General features: G+C 58.1%; 20 protein-coding genes and 8 pseudogenes. 19 read left to right on the top strand and 9 right to left on the bottom strand.

Annotation, left to right across the window (positions count from 1 at the left end; all coding sequences use genetic code 11):
* Positions 1-4 precede the first annotated feature (4 nt).
* The 3 genes and pseudogenes from ATY29_RS37470 to ATY29_RS05750 form a co-directional block, all read right to left on the bottom strand.
* Positions 5-187 (bottom strand): annotated as a pseudogene (locus ATY29_RS37470) (DinB/UmuC family translesion DNA polymerase); the annotation flags it as partial.
* A gap of 26 nt (positions 188-213) precedes the next feature.
* Positions 214-1704 carry a xylulokinase gene (locus ATY29_RS05755; RefSeq protein WP_011427324.1) on the bottom strand — a complete coding sequence of 497 codons (1491 nt, stop codon included), beginning with the start codon at positions 1702-1704 and terminating at the stop codon, positions 214-216.
* A 210-nt stretch (positions 1705-1914) separates the two neighbouring features.
* Complete coding sequence (locus ATY29_RS05750; RefSeq protein WP_042119508.1) at positions 1915-2901, bottom strand: sugar-binding transcriptional regulator; 987 nt, start codon at positions 2899-2901, stop codon at positions 1915-1917.
* A gap of 155 nt (positions 2902-3056) precedes the next feature.
* Between ATY29_RS05750 and ATY29_RS05745 the strand changes: the two genes are divergently transcribed.
* The 9 genes and pseudogenes from ATY29_RS05745 to ATY29_RS38445 all read left to right on the top strand — a co-directional run bounded on the left by ATY29_RS05745 (position 3057) and on the right by ATY29_RS38445 (position 11301).
* Complete coding sequence (locus tag ATY29_RS05745) at positions 3057-4388, top strand: iron-containing alcohol dehydrogenase (protein ID WP_011427326.1); 1332 nt, start codon at positions 3057-3059, stop codon at positions 4386-4388.
* Between the two features lie 3 nt (positions 4389-4391).
* A pseudogene (locus ATY29_RS05740) lies at positions 4392-5197 on the top strand (HAD-IIB family hydrolase).
* A 402-nt stretch (positions 5198-5599) separates the two neighbouring features.
* Positions 5600-6157, top strand: a complete 558-nt coding sequence (locus ATY29_RS05730; RefSeq protein ID WP_225882625.1) for an extracellular solute-binding protein — start codon at positions 5600-5602, stop codon at positions 6155-6157.
* A 77-nt stretch (positions 6158-6234) separates the two neighbouring features.
* Positions 6235-6960 (top strand): SDR family oxidoreductase, encoded by a 726-nt coding sequence (locus ATY29_RS05725; protein ID WP_086005040.1) that lies wholly within the window; start codon positions 6235-6237, stop codon positions 6958-6960.
* Positions 6961-7019: 59 nt separating this feature from the next.
* Positions 7020-8079, top strand: a pseudogene (locus ATY29_RS05720) (ABC transporter ATP-binding protein).
* 73 nt (positions 8080-8152) lie between these two features.
* Positions 8153-10201, top strand: a complete 2049-nt coding sequence (locus ATY29_RS05715) for a bifunctional aldolase/short-chain dehydrogenase (RefSeq protein WP_011427331.1) — start codon at positions 8153-8155, stop codon at positions 10199-10201.
* 109 nt (positions 10202-10310) lie between these two features.
* A pseudogene (locus ATY29_RS38455) lies at positions 10311-10559 on the top strand (glycerol-3-phosphate dehydrogenase); the annotation flags it as partial.
* A 71-nt stretch (positions 10560-10630) separates the two neighbouring features.
* Positions 10631-11122: a hypothetical protein gene (locus ATY29_RS38450; protein ID WP_406550283.1), complete on the top strand. Its 492-nt coding sequence runs from the start codon at positions 10631-10633 to the stop codon at positions 11120-11122.
* A gap of 26 nt (positions 11123-11148) precedes the next feature.
* Positions 11149-11301: a hypothetical protein gene (locus tag ATY29_RS38445; RefSeq protein ID WP_406550282.1), complete on the top strand. Its 153-nt coding sequence runs from the start codon at positions 11149-11151 to the stop codon at positions 11299-11301.
* A gap of 272 nt (positions 11302-11573) precedes the next feature.
* Here the strand turns inward: ATY29_RS38445 and ATY29_RS38310 are convergent, their stop codons facing one another.
* The 5 genes and pseudogenes from ATY29_RS38310 to ATY29_RS38300 form a co-directional block, all read right to left on the bottom strand.
* Positions 11574-11879, bottom strand: a complete 306-nt coding sequence (locus ATY29_RS38310; RefSeq protein WP_011427333.1) for an FAD-dependent oxidoreductase — start codon at positions 11877-11879, stop codon at positions 11574-11576.
* Positions 11880-11956: 77 nt separating this feature from the next.
* On the bottom strand, positions 11957-12769 hold the full coding sequence (locus ATY29_RS05700; RefSeq protein WP_011427334.1) for a Ulp1 family isopeptidase: 813 nt from the start codon (positions 12767-12769) through the stop codon (positions 11957-11959).
* A 130-nt stretch (positions 12770-12899) separates the two neighbouring features.
* A pseudogene (locus tag ATY29_RS05695) lies at positions 12900-13136 on the bottom strand (hypothetical protein); the annotation flags it as partial.
* Complete coding sequence (locus ATY29_RS38305; RefSeq protein WP_063503098.1) at positions 13094-13312, bottom strand: acyl-homoserine-lactone synthase; 219 nt, start codon at positions 13310-13312, stop codon at positions 13094-13096. The gene ATY29_RS38305 and the pseudogene ATY29_RS05695, both read right to left, overlap by 43 nt.
* A gap of 13 nt (positions 13313-13325) precedes the next feature.
* Complete coding sequence (locus ATY29_RS38300) at positions 13326-13529, bottom strand: acyl-homoserine-lactone synthase (protein ID WP_063503099.1); 204 nt, start codon at positions 13527-13529, stop codon at positions 13326-13328.
* Positions 13530-13894: 365 nt separating this feature from the next.
* On the opposite strand from ATY29_RS38300, the gene repA reads away from it, so the two are divergent.
* The 9 genes and pseudogenes from repA (at position 13895) to ATY29_RS05645 (ending at position 22455) form a co-directional block, all read left to right on the top strand.
* Complete coding sequence (gene repA, locus ATY29_RS05685) at positions 13895-15103, top strand: plasmid partitioning protein RepA (protein ID WP_011427337.1); 1209 nt, start codon at positions 13895-13897, stop codon at positions 15101-15103.
* Positions 15103-15771, top strand: a complete 669-nt coding sequence (repB, locus tag ATY29_RS37465) for a plasmid partitioning protein RepB (protein WP_244597348.1) — start codon at positions 15103-15105, stop codon at positions 15769-15771. Before repA ends, repB begins: the two co-directional genes overlap by 1 nt.
* Before the next feature lie 611 nt (positions 15772-16382).
* Complete coding sequence (repC, locus tag ATY29_RS05675) at positions 16383-17645, top strand: plasmid replication protein RepC (protein WP_011427339.1); 1263 nt, start codon at positions 16383-16385, stop codon at positions 17643-17645.
* A 533-nt stretch (positions 17646-18178) separates the two neighbouring features.
* Positions 18179-18585: pseudogene (tnpA, locus tag ATY29_RS05670) on the top strand (IS66-like element accessory protein TnpA).
* A pseudogene (locus tag ATY29_RS38440) lies at positions 18582-18677 on the top strand (IS66 family insertion sequence element accessory protein TnpB); the annotation flags it as partial. The pseudogenes tnpA and ATY29_RS38440, both read left to right, overlap by 4 nt.
* A 10-nt stretch (positions 18678-18687) precedes the next feature.
* Positions 18688-19227, top strand: coding sequence for a hypothetical protein (locus tag ATY29_RS37455; RefSeq protein WP_011427341.1), 540 nt, complete (start codon positions 18688-18690; stop codon positions 19225-19227).
* Entirely contained in the window at positions 19227-21311 is a 2085-nt protein-coding gene (locus ATY29_RS05655; RefSeq protein WP_103671194.1) for a recombinase family protein, read from the top strand. The genes ATY29_RS37455 and ATY29_RS05655 overlap by 1 nt, the downstream gene beginning before the upstream one ends.
* Positions 21265-21417, top strand: a pseudogene (gene tnpB / locus ATY29_RS38435) (IS66 family insertion sequence element accessory protein TnpB); the annotation flags it as partial. The gene ATY29_RS05655 and the pseudogene tnpB, both read left to right, overlap by 47 nt.
* A gap of 426 nt (positions 21418-21843) precedes the next feature.
* Positions 21844-22455 (top strand): hypothetical protein, encoded by a 612-nt coding sequence (locus ATY29_RS05645; RefSeq protein WP_011427344.1) that lies wholly within the window; start codon positions 21844-21846, stop codon positions 22453-22455.
* A 344-nt stretch (positions 22456-22799) separates the two neighbouring features.
* Here ATY29_RS05645 and ATY29_RS36345 read toward each other — a convergent pair whose 3' ends face one another.
* Positions 22800-23060: a hypothetical protein gene (locus ATY29_RS36345; protein ID WP_133118182.1), complete on the bottom strand. Its 261-nt coding sequence runs from the start codon at positions 23058-23060 to the stop codon at positions 22800-22802.
* A gap of 52 nt (positions 23061-23112) precedes the next feature.
* Here ATY29_RS36345 and virA point away from each other — a divergent pair, with 52 nt between their 5' ends.
* Positions 23113-25623, top strand: a complete 2511-nt coding sequence (virA, locus tag ATY29_RS05640) for a two-component system sensor kinase VirA (protein WP_011427346.1) — start codon at positions 23113-23115, stop codon at positions 25621-25623.
* Positions 25624-25817: the final 194 nt, after the last annotated feature.

Here is a 25817-nt window from a genome sequence, read left to right as displayed (position 1 = left end):
GGCAGCCAAGCAGACGAATGCGCTTGCGGCGGGAAGATCAGCGCCGCAACAGGCCGACGAAATCCTCAAGATCAGTGATCGCCGGCAAGGGGGCCGTAACCGTCGTGCTGCGGGTGATCTGGTTGAAGTCGGCAAATTTGACCTTCATGGTCACGGTCTTGGCGCCAACCTCAATGGCCTCGCAGTAACCCACACGCTTGCAAGCCATGCAGACTATCTGTTCAGCTTGCGAAGCGAGAGATAAACGTTTGCTTGCCGGTGCGACAATTCCGCCCAGGCGTGGTTTTTCGTAAGGTCCGGATCAACCTGTTCGGCGAGGCGCGACATTGCATCTGCGGCCGCATGAAAGCCTGAATACCATCCGGCACCAACGGCAGCCGACATGCCCGCGCCGAGAGCGGATGCTTCATTCGAGAGGCTGCGGATGACGGGAAGGCCGGTCGAATCGGCGACCATTTGCCGCCACAACGCACTGCTGGCGCCGCCTCCGATGACAAAGACACGGTCGGCTGCCACGTCCCTTCGCCGCATTTCATTGAGCGATCGAACAAACTCCAGCGTAATCGCCTCCATCGACGCGCGATAGAGATGCCCCATACCGGTTTCAGGCCCCATGCCGGTGAAGCTTGCGCGCGCATTTTCGTCCCAGTGGGGATCCATGCACCCTACGAGATAGGAGCAGACCGTGACGCCGCCCGACCCAACGCCAAGGCTGTTTGCCTCAGCCTCAAGGCGTTCGAAAATTCGGGCACCGTTACGACTGCCGGCGAAGGTATCCAGAAGCCAGTTCACAAAATAGGCGCCTCCGCGCTGGCAGCTTTCCAGAAGATAGCCCTCGCCGCTGGGCGAGGCCAGGGTGCGCCAGTAGCGGCTGAGTTCCGGTGTTTCCGACCACCCGCCGCCAACGACTGCCGTGCCGAGGTTCAGGTAGACAGCGCCGGGGTTTATCGCATTGACGCCGAGACCTGCGCAGTTTCCGTCGCCTCCGCCGGCAAAGACGGGTGTCCCGGGACGAAGACCCGTTGCCGCCGCTGCTTCTGCTGTGACGCGGCCGATCGCGGAGCCCGGCCTGTTCAGTGGCGGCAGCTTTTCAAGCGGAATACCCAGATGATCGAGGATCTCGCGTGACCAGACTTTCTTTTCGATATCGAGAATCCCGAAAGGATCGCCGCTGGTCCAGCTGGCCTGCGCTTCTCCCGTCAGCTTCTGCGTCAGGAAGTCATGAACACTGAGAATCTGCGCGGCATTGTCGAGAAGGTCCGGCTGGGTTTCGTGGAAAAACCGCAGACGGTAGACGCAGGGGATGACGTCGATCGGTTTGCCGGTGATCGCGTGGAGCCGCTCTGCACCGATCTCCGCGGCAAGCGTGCGCACCACGTCCTTTGCGCGGCGGTCGAGCCAGAGCGTCGCCGGGGCAAGTGGCTTTCGATCCTTGTCGAGCAGAACCATGGTTTCGCGCTGGTTTGATATCGCAATGCCATCCACGCGGGCAGGGTCGATCTCACGGATCAGCGATGAAAGCGCCATGCAGGCCGCTGTCCACCAGTCGTCGGCATCCTGTTCGGCATGCAGCGGATGTGGTGTTGAAATGACATGGGCGGCCCGACCTTCTGCCCGGGGTGTGCCATCGGCGGTCCAGGCAACCGCCTTGACCGATTGAGTCGATGAATCCATGCCAATGACGTATCGTTCGTCAGGCCGCATGCACGCTCCTCCACAGACGGAGGTACTCTCCGCCGATCTCCCTTGCCGGTTCCCCGGCTCCTCCTGTCGGCTTTACCCAACACTCCTCACACCGCGCTGAACGCGGTGTCCTGCGAAAGCGTTTCGTCTCTAAGGTCTGCTCCTGACGCTTTAGTTCTTTGTTTTTACGCATGTCGCTTTGCAAAATTGGTGCAATTTTACGAAACATGCCTAAAGCTCCAGCAACGCCTCTCCCGTGGCGACGTCGGTTACAAAATGTGTCGCATAGCCCGCTTCAAGGGTAGCGACGATGGCGGGTAATTTGGACACTCCCCCGGCAACACAGATCCGGCTTGGGACCTGGCGCAGATCGCCAAGGGTGATGCCGACCATGCGGTCGTCATGATCCCCCTCGACGGCGGCGCCGTGGGCATCCAGAAAACGGCCGATGATCACCGCGGCGGCGCCGCGGGCGACGTAGTCATCGATCTCTTCTTGACTGGCGATCCCGGAGACCCGAACCGTGCTGCGAGGTCCCAGATCACCGACGCCAAAAAGGATGCGATTGCAAGAATGCACCAGGTCCATCTGCTTTTTAAGCACGGGTTCGGCGAGCAGCGCGGCTTTCAGTTCGCGCGTCGACAAGACGGCCGGCGCCAAGAGGTTGACGCAGCGCGCCTGGATGCGATTTGAAAGCAGCGACGTACAAAGTTCCGGTGAAAACTCCGGCTCGCCGGTCGAGCTACCGGAAACCTGCACCACGGTCAGGTTCGATAGCGGCCGCGTCAGGACAATCTGATCCGCGACGGCAAGTACCGTACGGCCCCAGGCAACACCGATGACGTCGCCGTCCTCAATTTGGTCTGCGAGCACCCGGGCGCCGGCGTCTCCGAGGCGTTGGGACAGGCTTTCATCCGTGCCATTGGGAATGACGAAGACGCCGGAAAGCCCGTATTTGCTCATCAACGCCCGCGCAACGCTGGTACGGCCGCCGGCCTTCGGGTTGATGACGACGGACACAATCCCGCGCTCGCGAGCCTCCTGCAGGTAGTTGACGATCGTGGCGCGGGAGACATTCAGCTGCTTCGCGATCTCGCTCTGCGTCAGCTGGTCGGCATAATAGAGCCACGCCGCCCACATCACGGTATCATCGAACTCAGTGGGCACTGATGTCCCGGTTTCGTCGCCGCGTTTCACTGAAGATTTTGCTCGTCCCATGGGGCTATATGGCAGAGGTGCGTGTCTTTTGTCAATCTTTGTTGTCATGTGTATTGACAAATGGCAATCAAGGTTGTCTTTTGTCTTCCCAACGCAGAAAGACGGCAGTGCAAGCCCTGGAGGGGGGAGCGGCGGTGTCGGCAAAGGAGGATCGCATGGCAGTCACAATGCCTTACGGCGGCTGGACGGCGTTGATTGATGACATCGTGGGCGGCAGGTGGAGCAACCCGGAAACGGGCATGCTGGCATCCGTTCCCTACGAGAAGATCGTCATTGAAGAGAGCCTGGACGGTCGCGAGGCAGCGCTGGTTGCTGGCCTTGAGCTAGGCGATCGCTATACGGTTGTTGCAGATGCCGATACCTGGGATGCGATGGGCTCGCGCGTGGCGAAGGCACTGGGTTCGCTTGCTCCGGTGGATACCGTTATCCTCGAGCATCCCCATGCGGACATGGCCAATGTTGCAGATCTGAGCGAAAGGCTGGCCGGCGCCGAAGGCGTCGTGGCTGTTGGCTCCGGCACGATCAACGATCTCTGCAAGTTCGTTACCGGCCGCACCAATCGCCGCTATGCCGTGTTCGGTACGGCGGCCTCGATGAACGGATATACGTCTACGACGGCTTCGATCACGCTGAAAAGCGGTCTGAAAGTGTCTTTGCCGTCCCATGCACCGTCCGGCTTCTTTATCGATCTCAACGTCAATGCCGCAGCTCCGGCCTATCTCTCGGCCGCCGGCTTTGCCGATTGCCTCGTGCGTTCGGTGGCGCAGGTTGACTGGTGGATGTCTCACAGGCTGATCGGCAGCCTTTATTCCAAGGTACCCTACATCATTCAGGATGCAGATGAGCAGGAGCTCAATACACGCGCCAAGGGTATCGCCAACGGCGATATCGCCGCCAATGGTTACCTGCACCGGGTGCTGACAATGTGCGGTCTCGGCGTGTCCTTCACGGGCATGTCGAACCACGGTTCGATGGGTGAACACCAGGTGTCACACTATATAGACTGCTTTGCCGGAGAGAAGCATCCGGGGACCTTGCATGGCCAGCAGGTCGGCGTTGCGACCCTCTCGATGGCAAGGTTGCAACGCCTATTCCTCGATAGCGAAAAGCCACCGGTGATCCGCCCCACCAAGATCGACCGAGAGGGTATGAACGCCCGCATGGGCCACGAGATTGCTGCCCAATGCTGGCAAGAAATCCAGCCGAAGGCCTTCGATGCGCGGGCCGCCGCTGAAATCAACGAAAAGCTGGCCGATATCTGGCCGACGCTGCGCCAAGAGCTGAAAGCCTTTGCGCTTCCGGTTGAAGACATGGAGCAGCTTCTAAGAGATGCCGGAGGCCCGATGACATCAGCCGATCTCGGCTTACCAGTGGAAACATACAGAGAGGCGCTCGTGCATTGCCGCGAAATGCGCAATCGCTACGCCTTCCTCGATATAGCCGCCGATGCGGGGCTGCTCGAGGACTTCGCTGCCGGGGAGGTGTAGGCCATGCGCCCGGTTGCCGAGATGCCGAAAGATGTCGCTGGCGCGGTTCGCGTGCTTTTTGCTGACATCGACGACACGTTGACTAATGAGGGGCGGCTGCCTGCTGTCGCCTATGATGCGCTCGAGCGGCTGAGTGCGGCCGGCATCGCCGTTGCCCCAATTACCGGCCGGCCGGCGGGTTGGTGTGACATGATCGCCCGCATGTGGCCTGTCGTCGGCGTGGTCGGCGAAAACGGCGCTTTCTATTTCGCCTATGACGAGGAAGCACGTCGTATGCGCCGCAGTTTTGCGATCGGCGAAACACAACGCACCGCCGATCGCCAACGGCTGGCGCGGGTCGGTGACCGAATTCTGTCGGAAGTTCCCGGCGCTGCAATTTCTGCTGATCAACTTTACCGTGAGGCCGACCTCGCCATTGATGTCTGCGAGGATATCCAGCCGCTTGCCAACACCGATGTCGATCGTATCAAGCATATTTTCGAGAAAGAGGGAGCCGTCGCAAAAATCTCTTCGATCCATGTCAACGGCTGGTATGGCGCCTATAACAAGCTGACCACGAGCCGCCGGTTTGCGGCCGATATTCTCGGCATGGATATCGATGCCGAGAAGGATCGTATCGTCTTTGTCGGGGACAGCCCCAACGACGCTCCCATGTTCGGTTTCTTTCCAAACGCCTGCGGCGTCGCCAATGTTCTGGATTTTCGAGGAACCTCGATAGCGAGCCGACCTATGTCGCGGCCAGGAAGGGAGGCTATGGATTCGTCGCGGTGGTGAACCGCATCCTAGAAGCACGGGGACAGGCGGCATGAGCGGCTCGGTTTACGATATCGCGATCATCGGTGCCGGCATCATCGGCGCATCGTTATGCGATGGCCAAGGGCGGCATCGCCGCCAGCGCGGTTCTCTGCTTCATCTTTTCGTGGACGGAATTCCTGTTCGTGCTGACGCTGACGCAGACGGGCCTCAAAACGGTTCCGGTCGTGTCTTCGACCTTCGTGACCTCCATCGGTACCGCATGGCAGCGCTTGGCGCAGCCGCTATCGTTCCGCCTTTATCGTCATTCTGCTGGTGCAGCGCCACCTGGTTCGCGGCCTCGCCATGGGGTCGCTCAAACAATAGAAAAAGAAGGGAATGGGCCTGGAGGAGGCCTGCTCCCGGCAAACGAGAAATTCGGCCCAAGCCCGGTCCCGGATATGGAGAAGGAAGAAAGCATGAATGAACATGACAGAAAATCCTATCTCGCCCTGGTGACGGATCGTTTCGTCCACGGTCGCTCCCAGACCACGGTTTCCGGGCTTTGCGAAGCCGTCATTCCGCCGCAACCGATCGCGCTGCACAAGCCGGAAGAGTGCGGTTATGGTGAAATCCCGGGTGCTGGCCACCAGGGCGGCTCTTTGCTCGCAGTCTCCAAATATTCGAAGAGTCCGGACGCCGCATGGCTGTTCATGCAATGGGCGACCTGCGCCGATAGACAGGCTCTCATCACTACGCTTGGCGGTGGAACAGGCCCCACACGCGCATCCGTCTATGACGACCCGCGCGTCAAGGGCAACGCCCGCGTCGGCGCCGGCACGACGCGGCATCTGCCGGTCGTGCGGGAAACGATCGCCAAATATATGGGATCGGAACCGGGTCTCCCGGAATGGGCGCAGATTTCGTCCGACACCATCCCTGTGAGCCTCGGCAAGTATTTCGCCGGCAGCTATGGCTCGCAGAAGGAAGCGATGGATGACATCGCCACGCAGATAGAGACCGTTATGAAGGGCTGATGACAGAAGTGGGAAGCGGCGGCGCAACCGCGATGCCCCTTCCTCAGACACTTCGCTGGAGAAAGAGGATGGAGAATGTGGTGGACAAACCTTTGATCGCAATTACCGGTGCGAGTTCCGGCATTGGCGAGGCCGTGGCCCGGGCGTTTTCCGCGGCCGGCCACCCGTTGCTGCTGATTGCCCGCAGGCTGGACCGGCTGCAGAAGCTCTCCCTGCCCAACGCGGTGCTGAAGCAGGCCGATGTGCGCGACCGCGAAGCGCTGGTTGAAGCTGTCAAAGCCGCCGAGACCCAGCATGGACCGGTGGACATGATGTTTGCCAACGCCGGCATCGCCCGGCTCGGAGATATCGCCCGTCAGCCGCCTGAAGAATGGGACGAAATGATCGACATAAACACCAAGGGCGTGATGAACAGCGTCCATGCGGTTATGAACGGCATGATCGAGCGCAAGCACGGGACGCTGATGATGATGAGCTCGATCGCCGGGCGGAAGGTTTATCCCGATCATACCGTCTATTGTGGCACCAAGTTCTTTGTCCATGCCGTCTCGGAAAGCCTGCGCGAATATCTGTCGCCGCATAATGTCCGCGTCATCGTCATCTCACCGGGCATTATCGATACGGAGGTGCTGGACAGCGTGCGCGACGAGACGACGCTTGCCAACTACAAGGCGAACAAGGCCGAGATCGGCGGCGGTATTTCGGCGGATATCGTGGCGGAACTGATCCTCGACGCCTACCAGAAGCCGCAGCGCGCCATCGTCCAGGAAATCGTCATCACGCCAACCCGGCAGAAGTATTGAAACGTGGCGGCCACCCTCCTCCATCAGGGGCAGGCTGCGCAAACGGAGTTAACACCCCCATGGCGACCGTGGTATATCAGCGCATCGGAAAGTACTTCGGCGCCTTTACGATCATGCGAGACATCTCGTTCAAGATTGAAGGCCATGAGTTCGTTGTTCTGCTCGGGCCGTCGGGCTGTGGCAAGACGACTTTGCTGCGCATGACGGCGGGCCTCGAGACCGTCACGGAAGGCGACTTGCTGATTGATGGCAAGCGCGTGAATGACGTGCACCCGCGCGACCGCTCGATCGCGATGGTGTTCCAGAACGCTTTACCCGACGATGAAGGTCTACGACAATATCGCCTTCTCTCTCGAAGTCGCCAAAGTGCCCGCCGCGGACATCAAGAGGCGTGTCGAGTGGGCCGCGGCGACGTTGAAGCTGACGGATTATCTCGGCCGCTACCCGAAGGAGCTTTCCGGTGGTCAGCGCCAGCGTGTCGCCATGGGCCGCGCCATGGTGCGTGAGGCAGCGGTGTTTCTCTTCGACGAACCTCTTTCGAACCTCGATGCGAAGCTGCGCGCGCATATCCGTACCGAAATCCGTCAGCTGCACAACCGGTTGAAAACCACCACCATCTACGTGACCCACGAGCAGGTCGAGGCCATGACAATGGCGGGCAAGATCGTCGTTATGCGTGCCGGCAAGATCAAGCAGATAGGTTCTAACGACGACGTCTATGACAGGCCGGAAAGCAAATATGTCGCGGATTTCATCGGCTCCTCGGCCATCAACTTCCTCCCCGGAACGGTCGTCGTGGCCGATGGCGTTCCCGCCGTCGACACGGCGACCGGACGGGTGCCGCTGGATGCGTCCACGCGGGAAAAGCCGGGGCAGTCGGTCGTGATCGGATTGCGCCCGACCGATCTCCAGGTCGATCCCGCCGGACCGCTTGCGGCTAAATCGATCCTGCTGGAGCGTCTGGGGCATGACGCGCAGTTGTTCTGCGAAGGGCCGGATGGCCGGTTCGTCGCGGTGGTTGACAAGGCCGCGCGGCTCGCGCCCGGAAGCGACGTCCGCTTCACCGTGCCCACGTCCAAAGTTCACGTTTTCGATACTGCTACCGAGGCGCGCATCTAGGTTCGCGGGCTCTTCCAATCACAGGTTTATCGCGCCGTGCCGGACCCGCCGGGCGGTCAGGAAAGGAACTTTTATGAAATCGCGCTGGTCGGTATCCGAATTTGCCTCGGTGGTCGATGGATACGTCGCCAAAGGTATCAACCGTGACCTCGCCATCCGCACCTACACGACCCGGTTGCTCGGCTGCGACCCGGAACTGGTTCTGCATGGCGGCGGCAACACCTCCGTCAAAACCGTTCTGACCGAAATGGATGGATCCGAGGTCGAGGTGCTCGGCGTCAAGGGCAGCGGCTGGGACATGGGCACGATCGAACCCCAGGGGTTGCCGGCAGTGCGTCTTGAGCCGTTGCGCGCCATGGTCGGCTTCGAAACGCTCTCCGATGACGACATGGTGATGCTACAAAGACGATTGCTGATCGATCCCTCTGCCCCCAATCCCTCCGTCGAGGCGATCCTGCATGCCCTGCTCCCGTTCAAGCACATAGACCACACCCATGCGAACGCCATCGTATCCCTGACCAACCAGCCCCATGGCGAAGACATCATCCGCGAGCTCTTCCCGGACTCGATTATCGTTCCCTATGTCATGCCAGGCTTCGATCTCGCCAAGGTCTGCGATGCTGCCTACCGCGCCAATCCCAAGGGCGATGGCATGATCCTCTTAAAACATGGCATCTTCACATGGTCGGAAGATCCGCGCACTTCCTATGAGGATATGATCGCGAAGATAGATCAGGCAAAAAAACGTATCGCCAAGGGGAGGGCGAAGCCGTTCCAGAGCGTCAGCGTACCGGGAGGACTGGCCGATACTGCCGATATTGCCCCGATCCTGCGTGGTGCGCTGGCGGTCGACACGGGCCAGGACGGCGAACCCAGACGCTTCGTGTTGGAACACCGCTCAAGCGAACGAATCCTCGATTTCTGCAATTCGGACAAGGTGGAAAGCCTCGTGCGCCGTGGCAATGCGACCCCGGAACACGTCATTCACATCAAGCGCTTTGGCGTGGCGCTCCCGGCGCCCCGGAAAGACAAGCTTGAGGAGTGGGCTGCCACGGTGCAGGAAGCGGTTTCCAGCTATGAGGCCGACTACAAGGATTACTTCGCCCGCAACAATCTTCGCGCGGGCGGGATCAAGCGAATGCTCGATCCGAAGCCGCGTGTCTTCTATGTTGCTGGACTGGGCCTCTTTGCCGCCGGCGCGGCGCACAAGAATGCGATAGTGGCTGCCGATGTCGCGGAGGCAACAATCGAGGTCATCAGCAATGCCGAGGGGATCGATGCCTTCGAGGCCCTTTCGGAAGCCGATCTCTTCGATATCGAGTATTGGTCGCTTGAACAGGTCAAGCTTATCAAGGTCCAGGAAAAGCCCTTGACACGGCAGGTAGCGATCGTAACGGGTGCGGCAAGCGGCCTCGGTCTGTCGGTCGCCGAAGCGTTAAAGGCGGAGGGCGCCGATGTCGCGCTGTTCGACATCTCGGAAGAGCCGCTGAAGGTCGCCGCGAAACGTCTAGGTGCGCTGCCCGTCGTCTGCGATGTGACCAACCCCGATGCAGTAGATCGCGCCGTGGCGGAGGTTGCCCGTCATTACGGCGGCGTCGACATCCTGATTTCCAATGCCGGAGCGGCTTTTCAGGGCAAGCTTCTCTCCGTCGACGAGGCCACGTTCCGCATGGCGTTTGAGCTGAATTTCTGGGGCCATCACTATGTCGCCCGGGCTGCCGTTCGCATCATGGAAAAGCAGGGAACCGGCGGTGCCTTGGTCTTCAATGTCTCGAAACAGGCGGTCAATCCGGGTGCTGATTTCGGTCCCTATGGCACGTCCAAAGCAGCGCTGATGGCGCTAATGCGGCAATATGCGGTTGAACACGGTGCATCCGGCATCACGTCGAATGCGGTCAATGCCGACCGCATTCGTACCGGCCTGATGACCGACCAGATGGTGGAGGATCGCTCCAAGGCGCGCGGCCTGCCCCCGGAGGAATACATGCGCGGCAACATGCTGAAGCGGGAGGTGACCGCCGCAGACGTGGCCGCCGCCTTCCTGCATCTCGCCAAGGCGCGCGCCTCGACAGGGGCAGTTATCACCGTGGACGGCGGAAACGTCGCCGCGATGATGCGATAACGCGCAAACGGCTTTTTCGTAGGCGGCGTGCCGGTCATCGCCGCCATCATCATATGGCATTGGAAGGACATCGGGCATAGCAACCATCCTCATCCTGGGCGCAGGCGTCATGGGTTCGGCCCTCGCCGTTCCCGCGACCGATAACGGGCACACCGTCCTGCTTGCGGGAACACCGCTCGATGCTGCCATCATCGACCGGCTCAAACAGTGGGGTGGCATCCATCCCGAGCTGGACGCACCCCTTTTCGATGCCGTGCAAGTCATTGCCGGTGGGGAACTGACGCCAGCGCATGTGGAGGCTGCCGATCTCGTTGTCGTCGGCGTGTCCAACCCCGGTATCGAGTGGGTCGCGGATCGGCTGAACGGGCTGCTCGTATCGGAAATACCCATCGCCTTCGTGACCAAGGGCTGGACCGAGATGGCGGCCGCGTGGTCACCTATGCCGAGACCCTGCCGCGCCGCATCGAGAGGATGTCGGCTTTCATTGGCATCGGCGGTCCCTGTATCGCGAAAGAGCTGTCCAACCGCTTTCCGACCCTCAGCGTTTATTCTGGCCGTGACCGCGAGGCGACGGAGCGAGCGGTGGAACTGATGCGCACGCCTTATTATCGTCTTGCGATCACCGACGACGTGACAGGCGTGGAGGCCTGCGCGGCCTTGAAAAACTTCTTTGCCATCGGTGTAAGCGCCATGCAGACACGCTATCCGGACCCGACGCGACCGGACGGGCAATCCAAAAACCCCACCGCTGGTGTGTTCAATCAGGCAATGCTGGAAATGGCCTCGCTTTGCGAGCGTATCGGCGGGCACCGCGCCACAGCCTTTGATCTTGCCGGTCTCGGCGACTTGCATGTCACGGTCGGCGGCGGACGCAACAGTAGGCTCGGTCACGGGGGCTGGGGCACTCGGTTTCCGAAATAAAATCCGGTGAGCTTGCGGGTGAAACGGTGGAAGGCATCGACACGGCTGGCGTTGTTCTCTCCCTGCTGCATCAAATCGACAATGCGGAAAACGAATTTCCATTGGCGACCGCCATCACCAATGCCGTGCAGGGAGACGCGAGAATGGTCTTTGATTTTAGCAAGCTCTGCACGCAGTAGCTCGGTCGCCTTGAACTGAGTGCTGCGGTGACGATCGTCAGGGTGCGGCGCCCTTCGCCCAACCGGGAAAGAGCGATGCAAGCTTTCCCAGTGCATCTTCAGCAAGCACCCGATAGGTCGTTATCTTGCCGCCAAGGACCGAGAGAAGCGGGGCCTTCCCCGGACCGCCATCAAGCTGCGGCAAATTGTCGCGCGTGGTCTCCTGGGCGTTGGCCGCGCCGTTGTTTAAGCGCCTGTACGACCGAATAGCTCCAGACCACATTCGGCGCGTTTCACATCCTTGCCAAATAGGAAGAAACTGCCTGCACGAGATAATCGATTTCTTCCGACGAAGCCGCGACGTTCTCGGGAGCAGCATCGTAATCACGATCGGTCGTGCCCACGAGCGTAAAGTCGTCTTCATAAGGAATGGCGAAGAAGATGCGACCGTCCGGATTCTGGAAAATGTAGCAGCGGTCGTGATCATAAAGCCTGTTGACGACGATATGGCTGCCCTGAACCAGCCGGATACGATCATTCGTCTTCAGACCAACGACATCGGAGATGACATTGGCAACCCAGGGACCGGCAGCATTCACGAGGGCTTTCGCGCGCGCCTCCGATTTTTCGCCGGGCTAGCCGTTCGGTGGGCCTATTAATGCGGGCGCCCTGAAGCTTATCGCTCCCTAAAGCGTTCTCTGCTTCTCGAGGAAGACGCCACTTCCACTCGTGCGTTACTTGGGGCCGTGAGGCGGTCCAGTAAAGCCTGCCGGTCGGCGACGAGGGTGTCGAGGTGCAGCGGCTGGCTCCCGGGCCGTTCTCCATCAGCCAATCGCGCGGCCAGCGCCCTGGTGGCGTCCACGACAAATACCCCGCAATCGTAGCTGTTGTCCTGCTGGGCCATCCGCACTCCATCCAAGCGGGCCCCCAGACGTGCTGCCAGCCCCTTTGCAATGGCGCTGTTCAGGGTGCCCAAGGAGTCGTAATGATAGGCGACCGGCTGGCGCCCGCGCAGATCGACAAACAAAAGCGACCAGTGGGTGCCCCCCGCGCCAGTCCCAGCATTGTTGACCGGAAGGAACACGAAGCTGGCCGTGCCGCTCCCGAAGTTGGCTCTGCCGCCATCGATGATGTCGTGGAAAGCGGCGGCCGCGTCGGCCGGGTTCCGAGCCATGCGCAAGAAATGGGCCACCGCAGGCGCCACCAACCGTGTCCGGGCGGCGATGTCGGGACTGGCCCTGCGCAGCGCCTCGCCAAGCAGTGCAAAATCGGCCGCGATATGCTCGTCTTCGAGCAAAGGAGGGATTGGCGCGCTCCCGACTAGCCGGTTGTCACCAATATGTTCGGCATCAAAAACCGTGTGGGTGACTGATTGGTACCCCGCCTGTTGCGCGTAGGAAGTGACAGGACCTGCCCTGACTTGATCTTCAAGCCTGATCTGCCGGTTCCCCGTTCCAAAAGCAGCCCTCCTGGTGTCGATGGGCGACAACTCACTGACATCCGCCAAATCGGATTCGGCTAAATCGGGAACGTCCTTGGGGCTTGCTTGCGATGACCTCTGCGCCTCCGCTGAGGTACTGTATTCAAGGCCGCCAAGCGCCGCATCGGCTGGACGGCGTTTGCTTGCGGATCGAGATGGCGCCACCGTCGGCCGCTGCCGGCGGTAGGACGATTTGGCTTCGCTCCCCTGTTGGCAAGGCTGCGGAGAGCATCGGGTTTGCTCGGCTGATGAACTGGTTCGTCGCGCCAGCAACGCGTTCGCCGATGTTCTTGATCTCGGCCGCGGTCAGCGACGGAATTTCATGATACTCCATCACATCGGAATACGCACCAAGCCTTTGGCTTGGTTGATGGCCTGTTGCTCGGTCAGCTTCGTCGGCCTCGTGAGCCCGGTCTTGACCTCGGCATAACCATTTGCGAGGCACCACTCGATGATGCCCGCAAACCTGGTCAGCGTTATCTCATGTACTGAACCCGATCGCCTGCGCTCTTCAAGGGTCGTATCAACGCAGAAGCGGGAGCTCTTGACCATCGCCGGTGTGCGTTCAGCCTGTCCTCCGGTAGCCGTTGTTGGAAGCGGCAACGATGTAGGTTGGGTCTAGAGTCTCGAAGCCGGATGCTTGGCCGTCTACAACCTTGACCTCCCAGCCTAGCCGCTCCGAGAAGACGCGAGCGCGTAGCTGGTGGTGTTGGTGAAGGAGCTGAGTTTTGTGGACATTCCGCGGTTTACTGAGCGCGAACACCTGCATGAATTTCGCCGTCGTCGTTGAAGTCGGCACAAATCGGAGTCGGCCGCTAGTTGTAAATCTTACAAGGCAGATTCGGTCGTGAAGAATGGTGAAAGCGATCGGCGTGTGCTGGAATTGCGTTTCGATCGCACTTAGAGATGCGTTACGGTTGTAGGATTCATAGTAAAACAATTGGCGACACTGCTTGGAGGATAGCATCCTAAGTCTCTGTATTTATAGGAGGTCTGCCCTTGGGTGGCAGAGGTTTTACCCGCTGGTTCGTAACCGTTGGTTAACGAAGTATGGTTTGACGCAATCTGGGAATCGGGTAACTGCTTATCGACGGAAAATCACTGACGATCGCGAAAAAACCGTCGTGAGGAAAAATGATAACAAACCAGCAGCAGATCCAACAAGCTGAATCGTCGGCGATGAAGATCAGGCGACAGTCACAGTTGTTGTCTTCGCAACTCCAGTCAATTCGCGAACGACTTTATGAGCCTGAGGCTGCAAAATCCCTTAAAACTTTTACGTCGCGCGAGGTTGCTGCGCTACTCGGCATTGCGGAATCCACGCTACGCCAGATGTCGCTTGACGGTGAGAGCGCTATCCCCGACCGACAGGACAACGGCCGGCGGATCTATACGCTTCACCAGGTAAATCAGATACGTGAGCATCTCGCCCAAAAGCGTCCAAACGAAGCACTGGTGTTCTTGCCCCGACGCCGGGCGGGTGACAAGCTACAGGTTGTTGCCGTCGCAAACTTCAAGGGCGGCTCGGCTAAAACTACCACAACCGTGCATCTGGCGCACTATCTGGCAATCCGGGGGCTTCGGGTGCTTGCAATTGATCTAGACCCGCAAGCATCATTGTCGGCAATGTTCGGATACCAGCCCGAGTTCGACGTTGATGAAAACGAAACTGTCTATGCCGCGATTCGTTACGATGATCGTCGCAGGTCTGTTCACGAGGTAATCAGACGAACCTATTTCGCAGGAATCGATTTGATCCCGGCAAACCTCGAGTTGATGGAGTACGAACACGAAACTCCGCATGCTATCGCGGATGGCTATGGGCGAGGAGACGAGATCTTTTTTCGCAGGCTTTTGACGGTCATCAGCGAAGTTGAGGCGGACTACGATATAGTCCTTGTCGATGCCCCTCCCCAGCTCGGTTACCTTACGCTCGGCGCCCTCTGTGCTGCCACCGCGCTGCTTATCACAATTCATCCAGCAATGATTGACGTTGCCAGTATGAATCAGTTTCTAGCTATGATGAGTGATCTCATGGGCGTGATCGAGAAACGCGGCGGTACACTCAGCCACGATTTCATCCGCTATGTGATCACGCGACACAACCCCAACGACGGTCCTCAAGTTAACGTCGTCACTTTGTTACGCTCCCTGTTTAAAGAGGATGTTTTGGCTCCGGCTGTTGCCGAGACTACTGCGATTGCAAGTGCCGGGCTTGAAAACAAGAGTCTTTATGAATTGTCAAGGGGTGTCGGACGCGATACGCTTAGTCGCGCACTCGAGTCGGTGGATTCGGTCAATCGCGAGATTTTCCATCATATCAAAAACGTGTGGGGTAGATGATGGTCAATCCCAAAGAGCGAAACCAGCGAATGAAGAGCCTGTTTGCTCAGGTCGATACGGAGGTCCTTGCTAAGCAATCGGCACCCTCACGCGCCGAGCAGGAAAAGCGGCGAGTCGGTTCGGTGGCTGTAAAATCAATGGATCGTGCCTTCGTCTCGATCGAAGATGAGAACAGGCGCCTTCATGATCAGTTGCTTTCGTGTGAATCGGTTATCGAACTCGATCCCGATCGAGTCGCCCCGTCGTTTATCAGCGACCGCTTGGATATAGAGGGCGATGGTACGTTTCAAGCGTTTGTCGAAGGGATTAGAGAGGCCGGGCAGAAACTTCCGATCCTCGTGCGTCCCTTGGCTGGGAGGCCAGGTCAATACCAGGCTGCATATGGCCACCGGCGTCTTCGCGCTTGCCAGATACTTAAACGCCCCGCCAAGGCGATCGTACGCGAGCTAAGCGACGAGGAGCTTGTTATCTCACGGGGTATTGAGAACTCGGAACGACTCAATCTATCCTTCATCGAGCAGGCCCTGTTTGCCTTTAATCTGAAGGAGCGGAAGTACTCGCGGGAATTAATATCGAACGCGCTTGGACGTAAAGAGGGCCAGCGCCTCGCCTCGATATCGATTCTTACAAATACCGCGGCCCTGATACCTGAGGGACTCATCCGGTGATCGGCCCGGCGCCGTCGGTTGGACGTCCAAAATCGGAAAAGCTGGGCGCTCGCGTCCACAATCGAATCCTGAACGCCCGGCAAAGGGAAATCTTGGCGGAGCTGACTGCGTCTCCAGCATGGGCTCAGTGCCGAAGCGACCAGCGGTTCGCGCTCATCATGGAAGCGTTTGATCTTTCTGCAAAAAGCAAACCGGATATTGTAGAGTCGCCTTGGACGATGGCATCGTCATAGTAACGAGGCGTACCGATAATTCGACTCGCTTTTCAATTCCTGACGATCGACTTCCGGGGCTTTCGGACTGGCTGCTGCAACGGCTACCCGATCTCTTTCAGGAGTTCAAAGACGACAAGGGAAGGGTTCTGGAATGATCTAGAAACGAGAAATGGAAAAAGGGCCTATCGACTGCAATCGACAGACCCTTCAATCACGGCCAACGGAGCATCTCGGCACCGTCAACGTCAGCTCTAGCGGGCTAATTCTAAGACGGATAAGGGTGTTAATCAAGTCGCTGTAACTGTCAGGGACGGTTTTTTTGCGCTTAGCTTCCGGCGGCTTCCTGAAAAATCGCATTATTGGGACTGCGATCGAGAGATCCGCAGCAGGATAGCTATGACTGAAGCTTTGTCAGTGGCGTCGTTCCGACGCGTGACTCCTGGAATTGCCGCAAGTGCACGTCTTGCAATGGCAAACGACATACCAGATACGACAAAATCGGAAATGGCTTTGCTCCTGAAGAAGGCTGCTCCAGTTTTGGGCATAGATGGCACGACGTATCATGTAATGGATATCCTTCTCGGTCTTTCCCAGGCCGATGACTGGAAAGGCTCTGGGCGTCCAATCGTGGCCATATCTAATGCGAAACTCGCTGAGTATACGCTGCGCTCGCAGCGCACCGTAATGCGATGCATCCGACGGCTCGTAGAGGCGGGTGTTGCAGCCTACCGGGACAGTTCGACAGGTCGGCGCTTTGTATATCGCAACGATAAAGGCGAAGTGACGGCTGGCTTTGGAATTGACTTCACACCATCCCGTGTAAGGGCTGGCGAACTTAAGCAGGCGGTGATCCAGTACCATCAGCAATTGAACGCCGAACTCGCTGCCAAACGCGACATCAGCCGCCTGTCGCGTGCGATTGAAGATCTCTGCCTGTCCAATCCCTCGCAGATGACGACTGAAAGATCCGAGCTCGAGTCCATACTGGCGGGTGGGGGCGGGTTGGTTGAACGCGCAAATCGTATAAGTTCGCTTCACGAACAGGCGTTGGCTGCATTGGCGCCGGAGGACATTCCGTTCCGTTTGTCATGCGAGGGTGACATTGATGACAGCGCTAATATCAATACAACCCATGAATCAGAATCTGAAAGTAGAAAATTGCGGGCCCGCTCTACAGAGCGGGAACAAATTAGCAAGAACGACCGCTCCGCGGTCGAAATGGCTTTTAAAAGAAAGTCTCGCGAAGCGGAGGGGGTTAAGCAAGACAACGGAAGTTGCGATGGCCGCGACTCTTCCACGATCCAAGGGGAGGTTTTGGGCTCTGTGTCAGTTGGGCTCATTCGCGCGGCGTGCCCCGGTGCTCAATCAATGATAGGCCAAGAGTTCGAAAGTTGGTATGCGATCGGCCGGTCAGGCGAAACGCTGCGCAGGATGATAGGGTTGTCCGAAGCAGGTTGGGCAGATGGTCAGAAGAAAGTGGGCCAGTACGCGGCAGCGGCGATCTTAGCGACCGTGCTTGAAAAGTCAATTCGAGATCCGGAGCAGATTTCCAGGCCGGGGGGCTATTTCCGGGCCATGATAGATCGAGCGATCGTCGGAAGGCTGAACCTGGAGCGGAGCCTTTTCGGACTGGCAGACAGCAGGTATGAAAGTTCATGAGAGGAGTAACAGCTGTTACCTGTCCGGCCGGCCCAACAACTGATCGCTTGCGTCCATATGTGCGGCCTGTTGTTGCGTTCGCACATGAACGCTGGCCAAGATGGTTTCCGCAACACAGGCCCAGACATCAAGTCGGCCTTGAGGGTCCAAAGGGATGCCCAGAGTATCCTGTGTCCCGGATCGATCGATCACACCATCTGCTATTATCTTGCAAGTTGTCGTATTACCAACACGTGGTGAAGATCACGTTTCTCCTCTCGAAACAGAGATTCATGCGACTTCAGGTCGCACTCCGGCGTCAAGGACGACGCGGTCTCCCCCAATTTTTCCGCCGCTGCGCTTCTCAGAAAAATCGGTTCCCCCGCTTGCCGCCGCTGGCGGTCGCGTTCCGCGATCCCTGGCCCCTCGCGGCTACGGTGCGGTCTCCTTTCGTCAGAGACAGAAAGGAGAAACTGATATGTCCGATGACTGGTACGTAAGCGTCCGAGGAGCGCCGCCTTGAGCGCGTAGGATGAATCTGTCGTTTTGTGGCTATGGACAGGCATATGGACAGTTTTCGGACAGCGGTGAGCCGGCTTGAAATCATCGACATGGGGCGTCGGCGGCGTTTTACCGCCGAAGCGAAGCTGAAGATGCGTTTTCTGGCCATCGTCGCCAGGTTTCCGCGACGGCGGCGAAGCATGGGGTTTCCCGCTCGCAACTGTATCGCTGGCGTCAGTTGGTGCAGACCGGCAATCTGGGCAGCATTCGGATTGAGGGCTTCGTGCCGGCGTTGATCACGCCGGACGCCCCTGCGCCCGTGCCGGCTGCATCGAAGCCGGTCGCGGGTGGTGGTCGTATGGAGGTGCTGAGCGCGAACGGCCGGCGCGTGATCGTCGACCGTGACGTAGACGTCGCTGTGCTGCTGCGCATCCTGCGCGGGCTGGAGACGTTGCGATGATCCCGATCCCGACAGGCGTTCGGGTGTGGCTGGCGACGGGCCATACGGATATGCGGTGCGGGTTCCCGTCCTTGGCGCTGCGGGTGCAGGAGGTGCTGAAACATGACCCGCTGGGCGGTCATCTGTTCTGCTTCAGGGGCAAGCGCGGACAACTACCGACATTCTGCATACGTTTCCCGTTATTCGACGATTGCCTATCCTTGGCACCCGCTGTTCGGGAGGAAAGTGCAGGTCTCACCGTTCAGGCGTGGCAAAAGTTTAACCTGCATCTACACGGATGAGCGTCCAGATCTGTGCCGCGAGTTGCCGAATTGGATGTTCGATCAAAGCTATTGCACTACCATGGCGCTAGGGCTGCCTGAGATCAGCATTGCCGGTCTCAACGAATTGGCAGCGGCGCTGGCATCGTTCGGCGCGACTCACGCAATAGGAGCAAAATACCGTCCTTCGAGGAAGAAGGAGAAGGAGAAGGATGATGCGAAGCAGGCGACATCAAAATCGCGACCAACTCGTTCTGCAGTTGGAGCGCCAAAATCTACAGGTTCCGGCGGTCAAGAACGTCAAAGGGTTGGAGGAAGCGCTGGCGGATCTTCTGCTGGAAGCTTTGGACGCGAACAGAATGACGAAGACGGGAGGCGTTGATGAACACGAAGATCACGCCTGACCATCTTGGCCGCGCCGCTGTGGTCTATGTCCGCCAGTCCACAATGACTCAGGTCACCGGCAATCTGGAAAGTCAGCGCCGGCAGTATGATCTGGCTGGAGCTGCCGCAACGACCGGCTTTGCATCGGTGACCGTAATCGATGACGATCTCGGCCGCTCCGGCTCAGGCAGCATGGAACGGCCTGGATTCGAACGGCTTGTGGCACAGGTTTGCTCCGGCGATGTGGGAGCGGTCTATTGCATCGAGGCATCCCGCCTGGCGCGCAATGGCAGGGACTGGCATCATCTGATCGACCTTTGCGCCCTTGCCGGTACGCTGGTCATTGATCCGGATGGTGCCTATGACCCGCGGCTCGTCAACGATCGTCTGCTGCTTGGATTGAAAGGCACGATGTCGGAGTATGAGCTTAGCTTGATGCGTCAGCGCGGCATCGCAGCACGCGGTTCCAAGGCTGGACGCGGGGAACTGCGGTTCATGTTGCCGCCGGGCTTGTGCTGGAGCGAAGTGGGCAAGATCGAGATCGACCCGGACGAACATGTGGCTGAGACGATCAGGCTTGTCTTTGCCAACTTCCGGGAGCTGGGAAGTGGACGACAGGTCTTTTTGTGGCTGCGGTCGGCCGATATCAAGATGCCGGTCGTTCTGCGCAATGTGGACGTCTGCAAGCTCGTCTGGAAAGCGCCAGCGTACCACAGCGTCATGCAGATCCTCCACAACCCACTCTATGCAGGCGCCTATGCCTTCGGAAGACGCGCACAGCGAACGCGGATCATCGATGGTCGCGCTCGCAAAGCCACCGGGGTGCGCAAACCCCGGGATGAATGGAGCGTGTTGCTGCGCGACAATCATCAAGGTTACATCAGTTGGCGGGAATACGAGGAGAACCACAAGCTCCTGGCCGAGAACGCGCACATGAAGAAGAACTGCGATCGCAAGTCAGCGCGTGGCGGCCGTGCCCTTTTGACCGGGCTGATGCGATGCGGTCGCTGTGGCCGAATGATGCGCGTCTTCTACGGCAGCGCGAAGGGCAACGCGCATCGCTATCAGTGCCGCGGCGACGATGCACACGTGGGTGTCGGCCTTTGTATCGGCATTGGCGGCGTCAGGGTCGATCGCGCCGTTGCGGTCCAGATTCTGGAAGCGGTGTCTTATCGTGCCGTCGAAGCGGCAATCTTCGCCTCGGATCAAGTCGAGCGGTCCCGAAGAGATGGCATTGCGGCACTCGAGCGGGATCTCGAAGGCTCACGCTACGAAGCGCTGTTGGCCAGTCGCAGGTATGAGCTTGTGGACCCGGCCAAGCGGCATGTTGCACGCGAACTGGAGGCCCGATGGAATGATGCCCTGGAGCGAGTGGGCGTGCTTGAGCGCAAGATCAAGGACCTGTCCGCGCTGTCAGCAGCGCGCCCCGTCATCGATCGTGGCCGACTCCTGCAGCTTGCCCAGGATCTCCCGACCGTCTGGAATGCGCCCTCCACTGAGACGAGAACAAAGCAGCGGCTCATTCACATCCTGGTTCAGGAGATTATTTGCGATCTCGACGATGCGACCAACGAGGCGGTGCTGTTGATCCATTGGACCGGAGGTCGGCACACAGAGGTGCGTGTGGCGCGCGTCAAGACCGGAAGATATCCTGCTGAGCTCGCACCATCGGCCGTCGAAGCACTGCGCAAACTGGGCGGACATTGGCCAGATCGGGAACTCGCGGTCTCCCTCAATCGGATGCTTTGCAAGACAGGTAATGGCGAGAGCTGGACGGCCGTGCGTGTTCGTGACATGCGCGAGCGTCTGGGAATTCCCGAATATGATGCCACCAAAGTGGAGATACCGATGATCAGCTTGATGAAAGCGGCGGAGAAACTCGGTATTTGCGTGGGATCGGCCAAAAGCCTGGTGCAGAGGAATTCTTCCTGCAACGCAAATCCTTCCTGGCTCGCCGTGGATGGTTCCGGTAGATGCGTTAACCTCGGAAGCCGTCCAGGGGTGCAGGGTGTCGTCGATCGACGCCCCAAGTTTTATGAAGATTATCAATACGATAAAGTCGCCCGGTTGCCCGGAATTTGATGGAGGGATGCATTATGAAGCGCACTGTGGTGATCTGATCAAGGTCGTTTGGCACGATGGCCAGGGAGCCTGCCTGTTCACAAAACGGCTCGAAAGAGGCAGGTTTAAATGGCCTTCGTACTACGTCCATCAACTCGCAGTGCTTGCGGGTTTCAGGCTTATCGTCCTCGCCAATCGCATCGACTGCGCGGACGCATTCTTGCTGGAACTGCATGACGAGCTCGCCGAGGGTTGCGGCAGACAATGCAAAAGCATCGATGCGAAGCTTCAAGGATCTTGTTTCCCATTTGCTTTGTTCTCGACTGCCTACACGCACCTGGAATCCGGGTCTACTAAAGCCTTGGGCCGGGCGCCCCCCGGATTCCGCCATACCTTACTCCCAGCGCCTCCTGAGGAATGCGCGCCACTAACGATCAGTGAGTCTACGGCTTTTGTCTTGATCCCAACGAAGTGTTTCTAATGAAATACAAAATGCCTTGATGGATCGCGCCTGAGGGGTAATGTGATTGAAAGAAACAAGAGGAGCTCAATTATGGATAGTTCCACTCTGCAAGGTGGCGGATCCGGAACTGTAGCCGCGCATGACGCCCGCGAGACACAATTGCTTGATCTACCCGACTCGCTGCTGACGGAAGTAGCGAAACGTTTGACTACAGAAAATCCAGTCGAGACAGCGGAAAATGTCGCAAATTTTAACGAAACTCATGCCTTGACCAGCCTTTCGACTCGAACAGAACCTTTCGAGACGTTTAAATCGCGCCTCAAAATACTCAGCTATCATGCGAAACTGCTGCCTCACACGGTTAGGCACGCACCAACACTTCCAGACGGGGAACGGCTGACTGAAAACCAACTGGCACGCATGCAAAGCGAAGTTGCATATCGTCCAGTGTTGGGCACCGCGTATACCCATCACGCTGGCCAAGCTCCAGAACGGTTGGCAGGGACCGACTTGGCCCGTAGAATCGAGGGCATCTCTGACGAGGTCTTCGACGTGGCGGAACCCGTAATGTTTAGGGAGATCTCCGCTCATGAGTTGATGCCGAAGATTCGGCCGATCGCCAAATCAATTAAGGAAGCCCATGACGGTGCGCGAGCGGAATTGATGTCTGCGGATAGGCAGAGGGAAGGACGCGGTCGATAATATTTCCCGCGCCGCTACAGTGCCTTAAAGCATGTCGCGCAAAAGTGTGCAGCGGTTTTGCGGCAACGACATGCGTTAAAACAAAGAGCTAAAGCGCGTCGCATGAATCAAGTTTGACGCGACGCGCTTTAGTTGCAAACATTCCAATTGACGGGCTAATGCGTCCGTCGGAATCATACGAAGCTTCCCGGATAATGTCGTGTTCGAATTCTGATGAAAAGTCGGCGACGACGCTCTGTACGCACGATTAAAAACGCGTCCCTAGTGAGGTATCCCATTACGATGGCTGGCGCAGCGGCTGATGGCCCGCTCAAAATGACAAAAGCGCCGAACGGGCAGCTGTTTTAACGATTGAGTGTGGCTGGCAACGGACGACCGTACCCGCTACGCCTGCCATGTAACTCACTCGGAGATGCATGATCAACCGCTTTGCTTTCTTCAACGACGGCATCTTCGGACGATGACGGCGACAACTCCTCTGTTTCTGGCAGACGCGCAAAAAATACTCCTGCGACCGGAATATTCTTCGGCATGCGGACCAATATTTCATTTGAAACCATTTCACGCGACCTTTGCACGTCGCGACCATTTACAAACCCTGCCATGCGGTAAGCGTCGCCCGGGTGGTCAATCGCCGGCGCGGGGAGGTATGTACGGATGAATGAAAGATATTCACCGACTCGCCAGAATTTCAAAATGGGTGCAAGGTCGTGGTCTATCCCAGCCCTCACCGTTACTGCGGTGATCTTTGGCGTGATGGCAGTTGTATGCTGGCAGGACAACGAAACCAATTGGGCAATCCTTACCCAGCTGCGAGCGATCAATATCGACAGCGCCTCGTTGCAGCGGGATGTCCTCCGCGCCCGTACCGGTATGGTTACGACCTACCGGCCCATCCTTTCCAGGTTAGGAAATTTGCGAAGAAATCTGGAAAATCTTAAGCTGCGGTTTCAACAATCTCCCCTTTTGAGCGGCGACGATTTCTCTCAAATGCTGAACCAGCTGAAGGTGTCCGTGGACACGACCGATGCTGCCGTCGCAACCTTTGGCGCGCAGAACGTCCTCCTGCAGGATTCGCTGGCCAGCTTCACCCGCGCGCTCAGCATTCTTCCAGGACCGTCGTCTACGGATCAAAGGGGCCAATTCCTGAAACTGGATAACCTGATGCTGCAGTATATACGTCAGCCAAGCCCAGCTCTTTCGGGGGCGATTAGCCTTGAACTTGACAGGATCCAAAACACCCGCGGTGCAGATGAAGCCACGTTGCGCATACTTTCGCGCGAGGGGCCAATTATTCTGTCGCTCTTGCCCCGGGTAAACGATGCGGTAAACGTGATTCAGATCTCCGATGCCACTGAAATCGCCGAAAGATTGCAGCGCAGATGTCTGGAGGCGTACAGCTTGGAAAGCGTGAGGGAGCAGCGTGCACGAACCTTCCTGGGTTTTGTTGCGGTTTGCCTCTGCATCTACATCATTTCACTGGTCTACCGGCTACGCCGCAAGACTGACTGGCTAGCGAGGCGGCTGGACCACGAGGAATTGATCAAGGAGATCGGCGTTTGTTTCGAAGCTGACGGAGTCTCGGCGCCATCGCTTGAGTCCTCGGCGCAAGTTGCGCTTGAAATTATCCAGCGCTTCTTTAATGCCGATGCATGCGCGCTGGCACTGGTGGACCACGGCGACAGGTGGGCTGTTGAAACTTTCGCCGCGACGCTTCCTTTGCCGGTATGGGAGGACCGGACGCTACGCGAAATGGTCTCGCTTGCCAAGTCGAATGAACGGGCGTCGGTGTTTCGCGTCATGCCGACGCGCAAGACTGGCTGTTTTTCGCGGGAAATTCCGGGCCTCTCGATACTTCTGGCACATAAATCCACGGATCAGTTGATAGCAATTTGCTCCCTGGGCTACCAAAGCTATCATCTGCGAGCGAGTGCTGGTGAAATTCAGCTCCTCGAACTCGCTACGGCCTGTCTATGTCATCACATCGATGTGCGGCGCAAGCAAACCGAATGTGGTATTCTTGGGAGACGCCTGGAGCATGCGGAACGCCTTCAGGCAGTCGGAACACTCGCCGGTGGAATAGCGCACGAATTCAACAACATCCTGGGCGCGATCATCGGGCACGCCGAAATGGCGCAAAATTCATTGCGTCGATCTTCGGTCGCGCGAAAATACATCGAGCATATAATCTCTTCGGGCGACCGGGCCAGGCTCATCATCGACCAGATTCTGACGTTGAGCCGAAAGCGGGAACGCGTGATCACGCCGTTCAGTGTCTCGGAACTCGTGACGGAAATCGCGCCATTGTTACGCGTTGCGTTGCCACGCAACATCGACCTCAATTTCCGGTTTGACGACAAACGGACCGTGGTCGAGGGAAGTCCTCTTGAGCTTCAGCAGATGTTGATGAATCTATGCAAGAACGCGTCACAAGCCATTAATACTGACGGTCGGATCGACATCGTCGTTGACCGAATTGTATCCGGACCGAAAGCACTGGCGCATGGTATCATGCCAGCCGGTGATTATGTTCTTCTATGTGTCAGTGATACCGGTGAAGGCATTTCCGAGGCTGTCCTGCCTCACATTTTCGAACCGTTCTTCACCACGCGCGCTCGTTGCGGTGGTACTGGCTTGGGGCTCGCCGCCGTCCACGGGCAAGTCAGCGGTTTTGCAGGATACATTGATGTTGCTTCAGCCGTTGGCGAGGGGACGCGTTTTGACATCTATCTGCCGCCATCCTCTAGGGAACCCGTCAGTCCCGACACATTTTTCGGCCGCTATGAAACGCCGCGCGGGAGGGGCGAGACAGTAGCACTCGTTGAGCCTGATCTCGTCTTGCGGGAGGTTTACGAGGACAATATCGCAGCTCTGGGCTATGAGCCTGCTGGTTTTAGAACATTTGGTCAGTTTCAAGACTGGATTTCGAAAGGCAAACAAGCCGATCTGATTCTGATCGACTACTCGTCCCTTCCCAGAAATCAGGCTGCGATTGCCCTGCAGCCGGCTTTCAAGACCGCCGTCATCGTCATTGGAGAAAGTGGCCTGAACATGTCTTCCCTGGGGGACGACATGTTGAGCGCCCTGTTTCTGCCGAAGCCCTTATCTTCCAGAACCATGGCGTATGCAATTAGTCTCAAGATCAGGACACAGGGTGCTATCCGGTGATTTCCCGCACCGGAGAGCTGTGTCTCCAAAGGGCGGGCTCTCAATGCCTATTGTGAGCCGGCCGCGCGCTTCATATGACATCGAAAATAAAAAATCGAAAATCCTAGTGTAACCGAACTGCCGATAATCGTGAGCATCAAACTGCGGCATCTTTTCCAACGAAGAGGGCCCGCTTTGGTGACGATTTGAGGAGA

This window comes from Rhizobium hidalgonense, from assembly GCF_002914525.1.
Taxonomy (GTDB): Bacteria; Pseudomonadota; Alphaproteobacteria; order Rhizobiales; family Rhizobiaceae; genus Rhizobium; species Rhizobium hidalgonense.
This window is presented reverse-complemented; position numbering and strand designations above follow the sequence as displayed.